Source organism: Lactobacillus sp. CBA3605 (assembly GCF_002970915.1).
In the GTDB taxonomy this organism is placed as follows: domain Bacteria; phylum Bacillota; class Bacilli; order Lactobacillales; family Lactobacillaceae; genus Lactiplantibacillus.
The window spans coordinates 875,043-890,684 of sequence record NZ_CP027190.1 but is presented as its reverse complement, the minus strand read 5'-3'; the positions used below and the strand labels follow the sequence as shown (position 1 = coordinate 890,684).

Sequence of the window (15,642 nt, the reverse complement as noted above, 5' to 3'; positions counted from 1 at the left end):
GTGAACTGACAGGCTTTAGTATAGATTTAATTGCATTCAACTGACTAGGGTTAAGCCTTTAAGCTTTTCTTAAGGCCGTGGCCGGTTGAATGGTGAGTTGTGCTAAAAAACGGTCATCGTTAATTTGATAGGTAACGTTAACCCGTTTACCGGCAAGTTGCTCAATACTACTGAGGCCATAGCCAAGATGTCCAGGTTTGGTTGTAAACCGACTTTTCTTAATCCGATTCAAATTAATGGTATCGCCCGCTGGGATTTTGTTTTGAATATTAAATTGAACACCACCCTGATTAATTCGTTCAATGGTGATGTCGACTTGCCCGTCAGCTTGTGACGCTGCATCAATAGCGTTATCTAATAAGTTGCCCAGAATTCGAACAAGTCGAATTTGTTCAAGCTCGGGTATTTTAATGGGTTGTAAGACCGTAATTTTCAAGGCTACATGACGACTAGCCGCAATTTCGTACTTGGCATAGATCAAGCCGCTGAGTGCTGGAATATGCAGTTGCCGCAGTTGCTCAGGGCCGCCATCAACCGATAGGCTTTGGTCGCCATGTAAAACTTCGGCTTCAAAATAAGTTTTTAAACCGGGCATGTCATCACGCTGAATATATTGCGATAGGCTGAGAAGAATATTTTGATAATCGTGTTTAAATAAATGCAATTGCTGGTTACGGTGGCTTAATAATTGATTGTAGTTAGAAACTTCGCTCAGAAGTTGCGCATCAGTTAAGCGACTGTTTTTACTGCTGACGAGATAAAAACTAATGATTCCAAAAATAATGCTGGAAGCAACAGCTACGTATGTTTGCAAGACGACAGAAAGATTTAGGGCATAGTCATACGCTAGAATATAAAGGGCGTAGAATAACAAGACTAGTAGGTAATCATTATGATCAATTTTAGCATGCTGAAAAAAGTCAGTTGCAGCCATTTTTATGACCCAATGATGAGCAAGACAGCCGATTATAATGACGATGGGGAGGCCAATGAGCATGGCCCCAAAAACATTCAAATTAGCCGTTAAATTTAAGTCAATGATTTGGCGGAGTCGCATTTGTACATCGGAAGAGGTTAACCATTTTAAGAAGCTCCCAGATAGCCCACCAATCAAACGTTTGAAGGCATTTAGAAATAGGACAATTGGTAACATTAGAATCCATTTGGTATAGAGCAGTCGGGCACTCATAATCATGTTGGCCAGGGTGAGCGGTAGAATCCAGAAAAAGACCAGTGGAACTTGGGGCCACTGAGCAGTTGCTAGTTGACCGAAGATATTACAAAGCGTAATCAGTCCGGCCCAGGTTAGGCCCAGTTTCCAAGTGAAATATTCACGAAAGGTCAGTGATAGAATAATCATTTCGTAATAACCAGAAATGAGAGATAAGGAGTAAAGCAAAAACGCCATAGCGACACCTCGTTAATTAGTTTTAAAACTGCTTTGAATGTTAGTTGACATTATTATCATAAATCAAATTGCAACCGATGCCACCACAATTTGATAAAAAAATTGCACAACAGGCTTGCCTTCGACCTACTCGAAGCTAGTAAACTCATTATATTAACTTAACGAGAGGAAGTTGGCAGATGCAAACTATTTTAGCAGTGGGGGCTTTGGACGCCGATCAGGCCCAAGCCATATTGACGACGGTGCGCCAGTTACCAATGGCCCAGTTGACCGTCTATGCACCAGAAACAACGCGGTCGAATTGGCCTAGCGCAACGCACTTTATCGCAGGAGAGTTAACAGATGTGGCCAGCTTAAGCCAAGCGATGGTTGGTCAGCCCTTAATCTTAGCCCAATTAACGCCCGCCCAATTAGTGCCGCAAACGCAAGCTTTAATCACGGCGATGCACGCACAGTCGGTTGAACAAATTGCTTTAACTAGCCCACAAAGTGTCTTATCATTAGTGCAACAACCTATTAAATGGTATCAGACACATCAGCAACGCCAACAATTACGGGCCTTACACTTAGTCGAACAGCTGTTACAGCAAAGCCGGCTTGATTTTACGTTGGTCGAAGGCACGCAAGCGATGGATACGGCAATTTATACACAACAGATGAGTGCTAGCTGGGCAACGGCGATGCCAACCCGACGGTCATTACCATTAATGGATTATTTAACGGCAGGATCGACATGGCCCTTAACTGCTTAATTAAATTGCTGGTTAATTTAATTTTTTTCTCAATTGTTTAATGGTATCATGGCTATGGATATGCAAGTTAAATTATAGAAATGGACGAAAGTAAAATGCCAAGACATATGAATCGACGTCGAAGTTGGTCGGTTGGGGTCATTGTGGTGTTAGTAGTGGGGGTTGTTGGTTTTTCTGTAACCCAAGCTTCTGATTGGATCGATGCCTCTTTCACGACTAGTCAAACAACGAAGCCCAAAGCTAAGCCGGCTACTAAGACGCCCAAAACGGTTAATCAAGTAAAGCTCAATGTGCCCTTGATTAATCAAATGACGGCACCCCGGTTATATAATGGCTGTGAAGTGACGTCACTGACCATGATGTTGAATTATGAGCATATTAATATTACTAAGAATCAACTAGCAGCCAAATTACCAAGTGTGCCGTTGAATTATGATAATGGCGATCATGGTAATCCGAATGTGGGTTTTGTTGGCGATATTTCTGGCGCTAATCCTGGGTTAGGGGTTTACCATGGTCCTATCTATAAATTAGCGAAGACTCAGACGAGCCAAGTTAAAGATTTGACCGGCTCAAGTTTTGCGACAATTATTAAGCAGCTTGAAGCTGGACGCCCGGTTTGGACGATTACGACGGTGGCCTTTGCACCAGTGACCAGTATGCAAACGTGGCAAACACCGCAAGGTCCGGTAAAAATCACTTATGATATGCATAGTGTCGTCATTGTGGGCTTTAATCGCACAAAAAAATTGATTTATATTAATAATCCATATGGACAGAAGCAACAAGCTGTTAGTTGGACTGATTTTGCAGCGGCTTATAAGCAAATGGGTAAACAGGCCGTGGTGTTAACGTTAGATCATTAATTTAATAAGCGTCATTGCGCAAAAATCGCACGGAAAAAAGATTTCCGTGCGATTTTTTATTTATAACCACAAATAACTGTGACTTTCCACAGTTATATATTGATGAAAGCGATAAAATGGTGTAATATCCCTATATGGGGAAATAAAGGAGGAGTTCAAATGAAACCCGACAATGATGTCTTATTATTGGCTTACTTTAAGCAGAACCATATTACGCAACAAGATTTAGCCGACTCGATTGATCGTAGTGTCAATACAGTTTGGAATAAATTACATGGGCGCTCAAATTGGAGTATTGTGGAAGTTCAAAAACTGCACGATGATTTTAAAGTGCCCACGCAGTATTTCTTCCATGATTAAGTGCTAAACGTCGGCATGCGGCTGACTACCGCAATGCTAGTAATTGGACTGTGAAGTAAATCAGTACCATCAAAAGGAGAGTTCGCGACTGACTATCGTGGACTTTTTTAGTCTCATGAAATATCTGTAACTTAAATGAAAACTAAATGACGCCGTTTTAAAGAAAAATAGGCTTATGATAGGGAAAGTTAAAAAAATCGTTATTTTAGAATATAAAAATGGTAAAATAAACGTTAAGTGTTTCAGCCTATGGTGATTAAGTTGAAAGGTTGCTTAGACGGATACAGTTAGCAAGCGGGAACAAAACAAGGAGGAAGTTTCTTCATGGATTTTAAGCAAAAAGTTAAATTAGGTATTTTTACGGCCACTGGGGCGTTAGTCATTGGATTAGTTGCCGCACCATCCGTTGATCATGTGTTACATGCAGCTTCAGATAACGTGACGACGGTTAGTGATACGACGGCGCCAACGACCGTTAAGGCTACCGATCAAACCGTTAAAGCCACCGCAGCGAGCGGAACCAAATCTAACTATAGCGTCAGCTATGTTAAAGCGGGGACGAATTCTAAAACGGCTACATATAAGCAAACTGACTACAATAATAGTAGTGTTGCCCAAAATAAAGTAGATTATTTAGCAAATACGCAAGGTGATACGGTTAAGTTAAACTCTGGGACGACGGCAACGGTGCAAGGTACGATGGGCCGGTTATATGTGCACTGGAATACAGGTAATTGGTCCGTAACCACAGTTGCTAATACCCAAGATGTCGTGCAAAACCCAACTAAATTTGCGAATAAAGTTAATTCACAAATTCAACAACAAAGTCTAACGACTCAAGGGGCCACTTCTGGTTCTGTGACTGTTTATAACCAACCACAATCTGGTGAAGCTAATAGTGTTAAATGGCAAAACTCAGATCAGGTGTCACAAGTGCAAGGTCAACAAGCGAATACGGTTCTAAAAATTGCCGCAACAGCGCAAAAATAGTGTCATAAAAGAGATTTAGACAAAAGAAAATAATTGCGACAAGAAATCAAAAATTCTTGTCGCAATTATTTTTTTGTCATCAAAGCTGCTGCAATTAGTCAACTTTTGTGCCGTTCGCTTGTTTGTGACTTGTTTTTTTTGTTGGCGTGGTAGTAAAAGCTTGGCTAATCTTGGTTAAATCAGTATACGTCGTTGTCGTACTAGTAGCTAATAAGGTCTTAATGCGCCGTTCACTTTCAGCAAAAAAGGCGGCAATAACCGTAGCTAACTGACGGGCCTTGGGGGTTAAGAGTAATCGTTTGTACCGGGCATCATTGGTGGCTGGTACGCGGATCAATAATTCGTTAGCAACCATGGTGGTGACGAGACTAGAAGCGGTCGCTTTGCGGATGTTGAATTCGTGTTCTAAATCCCGTTGGAAAATATCTTGGGTGTTTTCGTGATCGGCAATATAATTGATGGTACTGATTTGCATACCGGTAAGGCCTAATTTCTTTGCAAAATGATCTGAATCACGGGCTAACGCATTATTGGCTTTTTTGATTGCAATTCCGATTGAACGTTGCATGCGGTCATCTCCATTGATAGTTCGGTTACGTACCACTTGGCATTATAGACAAGCTAAAGCTAGAAGTCAATTGTCAATTAAAGGTGGTGTTATCAACAAATTGTGCTAGAATGAATGAATAGTTCGTATTAGAACTAATTATTAAATGGAGTTGAGAAAATGACTAAAAAAGTTGATGCAAAATTAATTATGGCCGTAGTTGCGGCGGGATTATTGTCGTTTTGTGGGGTCGTGGTAGAAACAGCAATGAACATTACGTTTCCAGTGTTAATGCGCGAGTTTTCGATTAATACCGCAACGGTCCAATGGTTAACGACCGCTTATTTGTTAGTGGTCGCAATTATTGTCCCGATTTCATCGTTTTTAAAACGACGCTTTAAAACTAAGACGTTATTTGTGACTGCCAATCTACTATTTATGGCGGGGCTAGTGATTGATGCGAGTGCGCCGACCTTTGGTGTCTTGGTCATCGGTCGACTCGTGCAAGGGTTGGGGACTGGGATTGCATTACCACTGATGTTTAATATTATTTTGGATTGGGTGCCGGATGAACAACGTGGAACTTTGATGGGAATTGGGACGTTAATTACTGCCATTGCGCCTGCGTTAGGGCCGACTTTTGGTGGCTTGGTCATTAGTAGCTTGAATTGGCACTGGATCTTTATTTTATTGTTGCCATTGCTAGTGCTGTCACTCATCCTGGGCGTAGGGGCAATTCGCCAAGCTCAACCGACAACAAAAACCAGTTTTGATGGTTTAGCTTGGGGCTTGGTGATGATCATCTTTGTCGGTTTTACGTTAGCTTTCAGCAACTTACAGAATTTTAGTCAGCAACCACTGATGGTCGGTGGTCTCTTATTAGTCGGTATTTTAGGAGTGGTTGGATTTGTCAAGCGGACTAAGCAGTCAGCACAACCGTTAATTAAATTGCAGATTTTTAAAGTAACTGCCTTTAATTGGCACCTATTAGGGTTCTTTTTAGTTCAGATGAATGCACTCGGATTAGCTTTTATCTTGCCGAATTATATTCAGTTAGTTAATGGGAAGAGTGCCTTATTGGCCGGTTTGTTTGTATTGCCGGGCGCCGCTATTGGCGCTGTCTTTGCGCCTTTGGGTGGTCGGCTGTTGGATCAGTTTGGAGCGGCTAAACCTATTTTAACAGGGGCAACGATTTTAGTGATTGCCGTGGCTTTGTTTACTGGGTTAGGGTTACAACTTAATGGTCCTTTGATTGCGGTGTTGTATATTTTGTTAATGGTTGGGATGGGATTAACTATGGGCAATACGATGACGAGTGGGTTAGAACAATTAAGTTTAGACTTACAAGCCGATGGTAATGCGATGTTTAATACCTTACAACAATTTGCCGGGGCTACGGGGACGTCGGTCGTCTCAGCGATTATTACGTTAGTTCAAACCCAGGCCAGTGGATCGTTAGCGCGGCGCACAGCTTTAGGGTCCACCGCCGCCTTAGTTTTCTTATTTGTTTTGATTATTGTGAATCTGGTTGCACTGAGCCTTGCCATGCGGCAACGTCATCATGATTGACATTTGGTAGCGGAGTGCTTATGATATGAGTAATATAAAAAGCGGTAATCTCTAATAAGTAGTCATTGATCCAACAGTTAAGCGACTCGGTGGGTGGTGTGAACCGAGCTGTGGTCAATGACGAATTACATAGAGTGAGTTGCCAATCGGCCGGATTATTTCGTTATCAATAAATGAGCGATCACTTTTTAGTGATAACTTGGGTGGTAACGCGGAAAAACTCGTCCCTGTTTAATAGCAGGGACGAGTTTTTTTGTTTTTTCGGACCATACTTTAGGAGGAATACAGATGGATATTATTGATGATTTAAAATGGCGTGGTGCGATTAATCAGCAAACGGATGAAGCTGGATTAAAGGAACTGGCAACCAATGAAGCGGTTGCGTTGTATTGTGGGATTGATCCAACAGGTGACAGCATGCATATCGGCCATTTGATTCCGTTTATGATTTTGAAACGATTCCAGTTAGCTGGCCATCATCCTTACGTGTTAGTCGGTGGTGGGACCGGGGCCATTGGTGATCCGTCGGGTAAGAATTCCGAACGGGTCTTACAAACGATGGCGCAAGTTAACCACAATGAAGCGGCTTTGAGTGCGCAAATGCACAAGTTGTTTGGTGATGATGATAACTTTACGATTGTGAATAACTATGACTGGTTATCTAAAATCTCGTTACTCGACTTTTTGCGGGACTACGGTAAGTTGTTTAGTGTGAATACGATGCTGAACAAAGAAGTCGTTGCAAGTCGGTTAGAAGTCGGGATTTCTTATACTGAATTTACCTACCAAATCTTACAATCAGTTGATTTCTTACATTTATACCGGGCAGCTCATGTCCAATTACAAATTGGTGGGGCTGACCAGTGGGGGAATATCACGGCCGGAACGGATTTGATTCACCGGTTAGAAGGTAATGAAACCAAAGTCTACGGCTTGACAATTCCACTATTGCTTAAGGCAGATGGGACGAAGTTTGGTAAGACTGCGGGTGGCGCTGTTTGGTTAGATCCAGAACGGACCTCACCTTATGAATTTTACCAATTTTGGATTAATCAAGATGATCGGGATGTCGTTAAATATTTGAAGTATTTCACATTCTTAAGCCATGCTGAAATTGATGATTTAGCTGAAAAGGTTAAGTTGGCACCCGGTAAGCGGGAAGCACAACGGCGGTTAGCAGAATGTGTCACTGAATTTGTGCATGGGAAAGCAGCGGTCGCAGAAGCACAAAATATTACCAATGCCTTATTCACTGGTGATGTTCAAAACTTGAATGCCGGCGAGATTGAACAAGGGTTTAAAGGGGTGCCTTCAGCTGAAGTGACTGCTGAAAAGCAGAATATTGTGCTATGGCTAGTTGATGCAACCAAGTTTGAACCCTCACGGCGTCAAGCTCGAGAAGATCTTAAAAATGGGGCCATTCGGATTAATGGTGTGAAAATTACGGATGTTGATGCCGTGATTGATCCAACGACAGCTTTTGATGGTAAATTTGTGATTGTGCGTCGGGGGAAAAAGCGGTATTTCTTAGCACGCATTAAATAATAGTAGAACTGATGAAAATCTGGCGCCGCTTGTTGGTAGCCAGATTTTTGTTTGCCGGTCACACCCGGAGTAGTATTTTTAAATAATTGTAGTAAAATGAGAACTAGATTAGAAAATGCACATTGTTAGGTTAAGTACAGCTACTAGAGGGGATGGTTTAGAGATGTCAGAGAAGAAGCAAACTAAGTTTTCGACACGCTTGGTCGCAGTATTGGGGTTGCTGATTGCGGTAACGGTTGTCATTTCAATGTGGTTTATTATTCCAGTGCCAATGACACATGGTAATATCAACTTATGTGATGCTGGGATTTTCATTGCGGCATTATTGTTTGGCCGTCGAGGCGGTGCAATTGTTGGTGGGGCTAGTGGATTTCTATTAGATTTGTTGTCTGGCTATTCACAGTACATGTTGTTTTCGCTCATCGTGCATGGTTTAGAAGGGTTTTTAGTTGGTCAGTTTGGGGCTGATCAATCTAAAGGGCGTCAGTTCATGGCGATTACAATTGGTGGTGTCGTTATGGTAATTGGGTATTTTATTTCCGATACGATTCTATATGCGATGCCAACCGGCTTGGCCGGCGTACCGACCAACGCGATTCAAGCAGTGGTGGGTGGTGTAATTGCTTATCCGATTGTGTTACGGCTTAAGGACCGAGTTAAAACGCAATTTAATTAAAGTCATCGTGACAGGTGGCGATAAAGACAAAAGTGAATTAAAATTCATCTGTTCACCATTGTATACTCAAACAGCTTTCTATCATACCGGAGATATGGTTTATCAATCTCAGAACGGCGAAATCATGTATGTTGGTAGAAATGACAATCAAGTTAAAATTCGTGGATACAGAATTGAGACTGGTGAGGTTGAGGCTAATCTAAGAAAAGTAATGACTGGAGTTGGTGATGTTGTTGTAATCGGTATAAAGGATCAGACTGGTAGTGATAACCTGGCTGCCTACTATACGTATGACGAAATAAATTACGAAACGTTGCGTTCAAAATTAAGCGATTTAATACCAGCCTATATGATACCTTCGTAATGCTGGGTACTGGATTGTTCAAGGATTTAGACATGTTTGAATATGTTCCAAGGAAAAGTATGATCTTTGACAAAACAATTCACAGTCACTTTTTCAATATTCACTCATTTTTCTCAAAAAAGTATATTATTAGTGTCTCTGAAAAATATGCTTCAAAAGTGGATTCTCCAATCTGGTTAAATTTCTCGAAATTAATTGACAATTATACAGAGGTGAGATAATTGGAACGTTCAGTCCTAATATTTCCTGATTTTGATAATATTAATCAAGTACAAAAAATTAGGAAAAAGTATGATTCGTTATATGCACATGTCAGACCACACATTTCTTTAATTTTCCCGTTTGAGAGTGAATCGGAGAATGGGTTAATATTTGACTCCCTTTGTGAAGTGAGCCATGATGTGCCAGCTTTTTCAATAGATATTTCTAAAGTGTCTGGTGATTATGAAAATGGATATGTTTGGTTAGAAATCGGAAAAAGTAAGAATAAAGTTAGCAGCCTACATCGAAGTCTATATGATTGTTCTATATTTTCGGCTCACGAACTTAGATATAAAAAATATGTACCACATATCACAATTGCACAGGGATTAACTCCAGAAAAAGCAGTAGAATTGGCGAATGAATTGAATAAGCAGATAGGTAATGTTTCTGCAGATGTTAAGAGCATCTCGGTTGAAAAAATACTATCTAATGGAGATTCTATTGAGATTTTTACAAAGAAATTGCTTAGTAAATGACAGTCTTACAATCCTAGTAAATCAGAGTTTCGTATGCCTTAAATATCCCAAATTGTCAAATTAAGTTAGAAATTTGCTAGTTGTTCATCTGTGATTTGATTTAGGAACTCCTCCAGTGGGGGGGGAGTTAAGACTTTTTCGTGGAATGTGATTTCGTCGACTGGATACTGCCTGTATAAATTCATCTGATAGCTGATCCATGGTGAGATCATGGTGCAAGCCATCTTTTCGGAGCAGACTATTGGTGTTTTCGTTTAAACCGCGCTGATTGGGTGCGCCGACGGCTGCAAAGTAAATATTTAAATCAAATTGAATGGCTATAGTTCGCCAATCGGCGAACTATAGCCATTCTCAAATGTCATCGACTTGAATAAATGGCGTGGTAACTTTGACAGCCATGTTGCTAAACTACGATTAATATCTTTTGACGACTTGGCATGTGAATTTAGAATAATTGCAACCTTGGTTTGACGTTCAACTAGCGTGGTTACTGCGCCCTGGTGGTTTTTGCCTTGAACAGTGTCGCCTTCTAAAAGAGTCCGAGTTATGTCCCGGACTCTTTTTTTATACCATTATATAGAAGGTTTAGTGTTTAATTGATAAACGAGATCGGCGTGTAAACGCTGATTACACTAACCAGTATCGTGAAAATAGACGACTAATTTGAATGCCGTTTTCACTTTTTTGAAAAAAGAAGCAAAAAGTTGTTGACAGTTTCAGCTGTGGTTGGTATATTAGTACACGTTGCTGCTACGGTGGCAAGGAATACGAAAAACAATATTGAAATTAGTTGTTGACAACTGCTTCAGTAATTGATATGATTATTCCTGTTGTCGCAACGGCAACTGACAGCTTGAGATTGTTAATTCTTTTAAAAAAAGAAGTTGACAAAAAGAAATCAAGATGTTAAGATAATTAAGTTGCGTTGAGGTAATCAACCAACAAATTAGACCTTTGAAAACTGAACAAAGTTTCGACAAATCAAATGTGTAGGGTCTATCAATTCTTGAATTGGTAGCAAACATTTGCGAAGTCAATTCGTAAACAAACAATTTTTAAATCAAGTACTAAATGAGCTTTTTTAGAACTCATCATTAATTTGAGAGTTTGATCCTGGCTCAGGATGAACGCTGGCGGCGTGCCTAATACATGCAAGTCGAACGAACTCTGGTTGTTGAATGACGGTGCTTGCACCTGAGTGATATAACATTTGAGTGAGTGGCGAACTGGTGAGTAACACGTGGGAAACCTGCCCAGAAGTGGGGGATAACACCTGGAAACAGATGCTAATACCGCATAACAACTCGGACCGCATGGTCTGAGTTTGAAAGATGGCTTCGGCTATCACTTTTGGATGGTCCCGCGGCGTATTAGCTAGATGGTGGGGTAACGGCTCACCATGGCAATGATACGTAGCCGACCTGAGAGGGTAATCGGCCACATTGGGACTGAGACACGGCCCAAACTCCTACGGGAGGCAGCAGTAGGGAATCTTCCACAATGGACGAAAGTCTGATGGAGCAACGCCGCGTGAGTGAAGAAGGGTTTCGGCTCGTAAAACTCTGTTGTTAAAGAAGAACATATCTGAGAGTAACTGTTCAGGTATTGACGGTATTTAACCAGAAAGCCACGGCTAACTACGTGCCAGCAGCCGCGGTAATACGTAGGTGGCAAGCGTTATCCGGATTTATTGGGCGTAAAGCGAGCGCAGGCGGTTTTTTAAGTCTGATGTGAAAGCCTTCGGCTCAACCGAAGAAGTGCATCGGAAACTGGGAAACTTGAGTGCAGAAGAGGACAGTGGAACTCCATGTGTAGCGGTGAAATGCGTAGATATATGGAAGAACACCAGTGGCGAAGGCGGCTGTCTGGTCTGTAACTGACGCTGAGGCTCGAAAGTATGGGTAGCAAACAGGATTAGATACCCTGGTAGTCCATACCGTAAACGATGAATGCTAAGTGTTGGAGGGTTTCCGCCTTTCAGTGCTGCAGCTAACGCATTAAGCATTCCGCCTGGGGAGTACGGTCGCAAGACTGAAACTCAAAGGAATTGACGGGGGCCCGCACAAGCGGTGGAGCATGTGGTTTAATTCGAAGCTACGCGAAGAACCTTACCAGGTCTTGACATACTATGCAAATCTAAGAGATTAGACGTTCCCTTCGGGGACATGGATACAGGTGGTGCATGGTTGTCGTCAGCTCGTGTCGTGAGATGTTGGGTTAAGTCCCGCAACGAGCGCAACCCTTATTATCAGTTGCCAGCATTAAGTTGGGCACTCTGGTGAGACTGCCGGTGACAAACCGGAGGAAGGTGGGGATGACGTCAAATCATCATGCCCCTTATGACCTGGGCTACACACGTGCTACAATGGATGGTACAACGAGTTGCGAACTCGCGAGAGCAAGCTAATCTCTTAAAGCCATTCTCAGTTCGGATTGTAGGCTGCAACTCGCCTACATGAAGTCGGAATCGCTAGTAATCGCGGATCAGCATGCCGCGGTGAATACGTTCCCGGGCCTTGTACACACCGCCCGTCACACCATGAGAGTTTGTAACACCCAAAGTCGGTGGGGTAACCTTCGGGAGCCAACCGCCTAAGGTGGGACAGATGATTAGGGTGAAGTCGTAACAAGGTAGCCGTAGGAGAACCTGCGGCTGGATCACCTCCTTTCTAAGGAATATTACGGAAACCTTACACATGATTGTTGAAACTTTGTTTAGTTTTGAGAGGTCTAACTCTCAAACTTGTTCTTTGAAAACTAGATAATATCAAATATAATTTTTCATAATTAAACCGAGAACACCGCGTTTTTTGAGTTTTTTAAAGAAGTTTTAAATCGCTAAACTCATTAATCGCATTTTCCGTTAGGAAAATGAGGTTAAGTTAACAAGGGCGCATGGTGAATGCCTTGGCACTAGGAGCCGATGAAGGACGGGACTAACACCGATATGCTTCGGGGAGCTGTACGTAAGCTATGATCCGGAGATTTCCGAATGGGGCAACCCAGCAGTTTTAATCAACTGTTACCGCTAGATGAATACATAGTCTAGTCGGAGGTAAACGCTGTGAACTGAAACATCTCATTAGCAGCAGGAATATAAAGAAATTTCGATTCCCTAAGTAGCGGCGAGCGAACGGGGAACAGCCCAAACCAGAGAGCTTGCTCTTTGGGGTTGTAGGACTGAACATTTGAGTTACCAAAACGTTTGATAGTCGAAGGATTTGGGAAAATCCGCCATAGATGGTGATAGCCCAGTAGATTAAATTAAACGTTCTCAGTTCAGGATCCTGAGTACGGCGGAACACGTGAAATTCCGTCGGAATCCGGGAGGACCATCTCCCAAGGCTAAATACTCCCTAGTGACCGATAGTGAACCAGTACCGTGAGGGAAAGGTGAAAAGCACCCCGGAAGGGGAGTGAAATAGTTCCTGAAACCATGTGCCTACAATAAGTCAGAGCGCGTTAATGCGTGATGGCGTGCCTTTTGTAGAATGAACCGGCGAGTTACGATCCCGTGCAAGGTTAAGACTTAAAAGTCGGAGCCGTAGCGAAAGCGAGTCTGAAATGGGCGTTTTTAGTACGAGGTTGTAGACCCGAAACCAGGTGACCTATCCATGTCCAGGTTGAAGGTGCGGTAAAACGCACTGGAGGACCGAACCCGTGTAAGTTGAAAATTGCTGGGATGAGGTGTGGATAGCGGTGAAATTCCAATCGAACTTGGAGATAGCTGGTTCTCTCCGAAATAGCTTTAGGGCTAGCCTCGGATGAAGGATCATGGAGGTAGAGCACTATTTGGACTAGGGGCCCGTCTTGGGTTACTGAATTCAGATAAACTCCGAATGCCATTGATTCATATCCGGGAGTCAGACGATGAGTGATAAGATCCACCGTCGAAAGGGGAACAGCCCAGATCACCAGTTAAGGTCCCTAAATGTATACTAAGTGGAAAAGGATGTGGAGTTGCACAGACAACTAGGATGTTGGCTCAGAAGCAGCCACCATTTAAAGAGTGCGTAATAGCTCACTAGTCGAGTGATTCTGCGCCGAAAATGTACCGGGGCTAAGTATACTACCGAAACTGTGGATGTGACCATTAGGTCACGTGATAGGAGAGCGTTCTAAGGGCGGTGAAGCAAGATCGTGAGGACTTGTGGAGCGCTTAGAAGTGAGAATGCCGGTATGAGTAGCGAAAGATGGGTGAGAATCCCATCCACCGAATGACTAAGGTTTCCTGGGGAAGGCTCGTCCTCCCAGGGTTAGTCGGGACCTAAGTCGAGGCCGAGAGGCGTAGACGATGGATAACAGATTGATATTTCTGTACTAGTTAAATGCGTTTGAACGATGGAGGGACGCAGTAGGCTAAGATGTGCATCCTGTTGGATTAGGATGTCCAAGCAACAAGTCTTTTGATGAGTCAAATGCTTATCAATTTAAGGACAAGTTGTTATGGGGAGCGAAATTTAGTAGCGAAGCGTCTGATGTCACACTGCCGAGAAAAGCTTCTAGTGAGTATTTAACTACCCGTACCGCAAACCAACACAGGTAGTCGAGGAGAGAATCCTAAGGTGAGCGAGTGAACTCTCGTTAAGGAACTCGGCAAAATGACCCCGTAACTTCGGGAGAAGGGGTGCTGATCGCAAGATCAGCCGCAGTGAATAGGCCCAGGCGACTGTTTATCAAAAACACAGGTCTCTGCAAAATCGTAAGATGACGTATAGGGGCTGACGCCTGCCCGGTGCTGGAAGGTTAAAAGGATGGGTTAGCTTCGGCGAAGCTCAGAATTGAAGCCCCAGTAAACGGCGGCCGTAACTATAACGGTCCTAAGGTAGCGAAATTCCTTGTCGGGTAAGTTCCGACCCGCACGAAAGGCGTAACGATCTGGGCACTGTCTCAACGAGAGACTCGGTGAAATTATATTGTCCGTGAAGATGCGGACTACCCGCGACAGGACGGAAAGACCCCATGGAGCTTTACTGTAGCTTGATATTGAGTGTTTGTACAGCTTGTACAGGATAGGTAGGAGCCATAGAAACCGGAACGCTAGTTTCGGTGGAGGCGTTGGTGGGATACTACCCTCGCTGTATGACCACTCTAACCCACACCACTTAGCGTGGTGGGAGACAGTGTCAGGTGGGCAGTTTGACTGGGGCGGTCGCCTCCTAAAGAGTAACGGAGGCGCCCAAAGGTTCCCTCAGAATGGTTGGAAATCATTCGCAGAGTGTAAAGGCACAAGGGAGCTTGACTGCGAGACAGACAGGTCGAGCAGGGACGAAAGTCGGGCTTAGTGATCCGGTGGTACCGTATGGAAGGGCCATCGCTCAACGGATAAAAGCTACCCTGGGGATAACAGGCTTATCTCCCCCAAGAGTCCACATCGACGGGGAGGTTTGGCACCTCGATGTCGGCTCATCGCATCCTGGGGCTGTAGTCGGTCCCAAGGGTTGGGCTGTTCGCCCATTAAAGCGGTACGCGAGCTGGGTTCAGAACGTCGTGAGACAGTTCGGTCCCTATCCGTCGCGGGCGTAGGAAATTTGAGAGGATCTGTCCTTAGTACGAGAGGACCGGGATGGACATACCTCTGGTGTACCAGTTGTGCCGCCAGGCGCATCGCTGGGTAGCTACGTATGGATGTGATAAACGCTGAAAGCATCTAAGTGTGAAACACACCTCGAGATGAGATTTCCCATTCCTTTATGGAAGTAAGACCCCTGAAAGATGATCAGGTAGATAGGTTAGAAGTGGCAGCACGGTGACGTGTGAAGCGGACTAATACTAATCGGTCGAGGACTTAACCAAGTAATTGGTGTTCCGGTAAGATGAAAAAT

11 protein-coding genes, 2 rRNA genes, 1 pseudogene and 1 other annotated feature are annotated in these 15,642 nt (G+C 43.3%); of the genes and pseudogenes, 11 read left to right on the top strand and 3 right to left on the bottom strand.

Annotation, left to right across the window (positions count from 1 at the left end):
• Positions 1 to 58 precede the first annotated feature (58 nt).
• Positions 59 to 1,408, bottom strand: a complete 1,350-nt coding sequence (locus C5Z25_RS04460; protein WP_105451523.1) for a sensor histidine kinase — start codon at positions 1,406 to 1,408, stop codon at positions 59 to 61.
• Positions 1,409 to 1,587: 179 nt separating this feature from the next.
• Here C5Z25_RS04460 and C5Z25_RS04455 point away from each other — a divergent pair, with 179 nt between their 5' ends.
• The 4 genes from C5Z25_RS04455 to C5Z25_RS04440 all read left to right on the top strand — a co-directional run bounded on the left by C5Z25_RS04455 (position 1,588) and on the right by C5Z25_RS04440 (position 4,376).
• Positions 1,588 to 2,160 carry an NAD(P)H-binding protein gene (locus tag C5Z25_RS04455; RefSeq protein WP_105451522.1) on the top strand — a complete coding sequence of 191 codons (573 nt, stop codon included), beginning with the start codon at positions 1,588 to 1,590 and terminating at the stop codon, positions 2,158 to 2,160.
• Positions 2,161 to 2,255: 95 nt separating this feature from the next.
• Positions 2,256 to 3,026, top strand: a complete 771-nt coding sequence (locus C5Z25_RS04450; protein ID WP_105451521.1) for a C39 family peptidase — start codon at positions 2,256 to 2,258, stop codon at positions 3,024 to 3,026.
• A gap of 159 nt (positions 3,027 to 3,185) precedes the next feature.
• A complete protein-coding gene (locus C5Z25_RS04445; protein ID WP_105449032.1) occupies positions 3,186 to 3,386 on the top strand; it encodes a helix-turn-helix domain-containing protein in 201 nt (66 codons plus the stop codon).
• A 324-nt stretch (positions 3,387 to 3,710) separates the two neighbouring features.
• Entirely contained in the window at positions 3,711 to 4,376 is a 666-nt protein-coding gene (locus C5Z25_RS04440) for a hypothetical protein (RefSeq protein ID WP_105451520.1), read from the top strand.
• A 94-nt stretch (positions 4,377 to 4,470) separates the two neighbouring features.
• Here C5Z25_RS04440 and C5Z25_RS04435 read toward each other — a convergent pair whose 3' ends face one another.
• Positions 4,471 to 4,944 carry a MarR family winged helix-turn-helix transcriptional regulator gene (locus C5Z25_RS04435; protein ID WP_105451519.1) on the bottom strand — a complete coding sequence of 158 codons (474 nt, stop codon included), beginning with the start codon at positions 4,942 to 4,944 and terminating at the stop codon, positions 4,471 to 4,473.
• A gap of 159 nt (positions 4,945 to 5,103) precedes the next feature.
• On the opposite strand from C5Z25_RS04435, the gene C5Z25_RS04430 reads away from it, so the two are divergent.
• The 5 genes from C5Z25_RS04430 to C5Z25_RS04405 all read left to right on the top strand — a co-directional run bounded on the left by C5Z25_RS04430 (position 5,104) and on the right by C5Z25_RS04405 (position 9,817).
• Positions 5,104 to 6,492 carry an MFS transporter gene (locus C5Z25_RS04430; protein WP_105451518.1) on the top strand — a complete coding sequence of 463 codons (1,389 nt, stop codon included), beginning with the start codon at positions 5,104 to 5,106 and terminating at the stop codon, positions 6,490 to 6,492.
• A 35-nt stretch (positions 6,493 to 6,527) separates the two neighbouring features.
• Positions 6,528 to 6,724 (top strand) — a binding site (T-box leader).
• Between the two features lie 56 nt (positions 6,725 to 6,780).
• Complete coding sequence (tyrS, locus tag C5Z25_RS04425; protein ID WP_105451517.1) at positions 6,781 to 8,037, top strand: tyrosine--tRNA ligase; 1,257 nt, start codon at positions 6,781 to 6,783, stop codon at positions 8,035 to 8,037.
• Between the two features lie 163 nt (positions 8,038 to 8,200).
• Positions 8,201 to 8,713 (top strand): ECF transporter S component, encoded by a 513-nt coding sequence (locus C5Z25_RS04420; protein ID WP_105451516.1) that lies wholly within the window; start codon positions 8,201 to 8,203, stop codon positions 8,711 to 8,713.
• The gene (locus C5Z25_RS12500) at positions 8,658 to 9,077 is read left to right on the top strand and encodes an acyl-CoA synthetase family protein (protein ID WP_158682898.1); all 420 of its coding nucleotides are present in this window, start codon (positions 8,658 to 8,660) and stop codon (positions 9,075 to 9,077) included. Before C5Z25_RS04420 ends, C5Z25_RS12500 begins: the two co-directional genes overlap by 56 nt.
• A 221-nt stretch (positions 9,078 to 9,298) precedes the next feature.
• Positions 9,299 to 9,817, top strand: a complete 519-nt coding sequence (locus C5Z25_RS04405; RefSeq protein WP_105451513.1) for a 2'-5' RNA ligase family protein — start codon at positions 9,299 to 9,301, stop codon at positions 9,815 to 9,817.
• 65 nt (positions 9,818 to 9,882) lie between these two features.
• Here C5Z25_RS04405 and C5Z25_RS12635 read toward each other — a convergent pair.
• A pseudogene (locus C5Z25_RS12635) lies at positions 9,883 to 10,350 on the bottom strand (IS30 family transposase); the annotation flags it as partial.
• A 562-nt stretch (positions 10,351 to 10,912) separates the two neighbouring features.
• Between C5Z25_RS12635 and C5Z25_RS04395 the strand changes: the two are divergent.
• Positions 10,913 to 12,486 (top strand): 16S ribosomal RNA (locus C5Z25_RS04395).
• A 206-nt stretch (positions 12,487 to 12,692) separates the two neighbouring features.
• A 23S ribosomal RNA gene (locus C5Z25_RS04390) occupies positions 12,693 to 15,613 on the top strand.
• The 16S and 23S rRNA genes sit together here, the layout of an rRNA operon.
• Positions 15,614 to 15,642 lie beyond the last annotated feature (29 nt).

Bases quoted from the DNA above. Each gene is read 5' to 3' on its own strand.
- C5Z25_RS04420 (WP_105451516.1), top strand. From the start codon at position 8,201: ATGTCAGAGAAGAAGCAAACTAAGTTTTCGACACGCTTGGTCGCAGTA.
- C5Z25_RS04455 (WP_105451522.1), top strand. From the start codon at position 1,588: ATGCAAACTATTTTAGCAGTGGGGGCTTTGGACGCCGATCAGGCCCAA.
- C5Z25_RS04450 (WP_105451521.1), top strand. From the start codon at position 2,256: ATGCCAAGACATATGAATCGACGTCGAAGTTGGTCGGTTGGGGTCATT.
- C5Z25_RS04440 (WP_105451520.1), top strand. From the start codon at position 3,711: ATGGATTTTAAGCAAAAAGTTAAATTAGGTATTTTTACGGCCACTGGG.
- C5Z25_RS04435 (WP_105451519.1), bottom strand. From the start codon at position 4,944: ATGCAACGTTCAATCGGAATTGCAATCAAAAAAGCCAATAATGCGTTA.
- tyrS (WP_105451517.1), top strand. From the start codon at position 6,781: ATGGATATTATTGATGATTTAAAATGGCGTGGTGCGATTAATCAGCAA.
- C5Z25_RS04460 (WP_105451523.1), bottom strand. From the start codon at position 1,408: ATGGCGTTTTTGCTTTACTCCTTATCTCTCATTTCTGGTTATTACGAA.
- C5Z25_RS04445 (WP_105449032.1), top strand. From the start codon at position 3,186: ATGAAACCCGACAATGATGTCTTATTATTGGCTTACTTTAAGCAGAAC.
- C5Z25_RS04430 (WP_105451518.1), top strand. From the start codon at position 5,104: ATGACTAAAAAAGTTGATGCAAAATTAATTATGGCCGTAGTTGCGGCG.